This is a genomic window from Paraburkholderia sp. RL17-373-BIF-A (assembly GCF_046030175.1).
In the GTDB taxonomy this organism is placed as follows: domain Bacteria; phylum Pseudomonadota; class Gammaproteobacteria; order Burkholderiales; family Burkholderiaceae; genus Paraburkholderia.
The window spans coordinates 1-638 of the sequence record NZ_JARESO010000370.1 but is presented as its reverse complement, the minus strand read 5'-3'; the positions used below and the strand labels follow the sequence as shown (position 1 = coordinate 638).

1 protein-coding gene is annotated in these 638 nt (G+C 59.2%); it reads right to left on the bottom strand.

Annotated features, from left to right (window positions below; all coding sequences use genetic code 11):
* Positions 1-15 precede the first annotated feature (15 nt).
* Positions 16-638: IS66 family transposase (tnpC, locus tag P0D80_RS50920; protein WP_408296511.1), on the bottom strand; the 623-nt coding region annotated here is incomplete at its 5' end.

The window sequence follows — 638 nt, the reverse complement described above, 5'->3', positions numbered from 1 at the left end:
ATGATCTGTGCTCGATCAAGTTGACGCGAATGCGTCGTTCGACTTCACAAAGTTGAATGGGAGCAGGTCACGGATATCGTCATCCGCTGCGCGCTGCGGCAGCTCGGTCAGCACGCGCAGCAGATACGCATACGGCTCGACTCGGCATGCACGGCACGTCAGCATCAAGCTGTAAATGATCGCACTGGCCTTTGCGCCAGCGACCGTGTCGCTGAACAGCCATGCCTTTCTTCCAGTCGTAAATGGGCGGACGTCGCGCTCGAGCAGATTGTTGTCAATGGGTGAGCCGCCATCATCGACGTAGCGCCGCAGGTAATGCCACTGATTGCGTGTGTAGCTGATAGCCTTGCCGGTCAGACTTTCAGGCAGCACTTGCGACGCCTGTTCATCGAGCCAGATTTTGAACGCCTCCAGCAGAGGCACGCTGTGCGCCTGGCGCAACTCATACGTATGCTCGGCACGGCTTCGACCTTCGGGCAGTACGCCGCGTGCGAGGATCTCAACCTGGTAAAGCGCCTTGAAGTATTCGAGCGCCTTGCGTGCGCGGCCGTCGGGTTTCTTGTGAGCCTTGTACGCCTCATCAAACCCGCGGCGCGCGTGAGCCATGCATCCGAGATGGGTCACACGCTTCCAGCGTG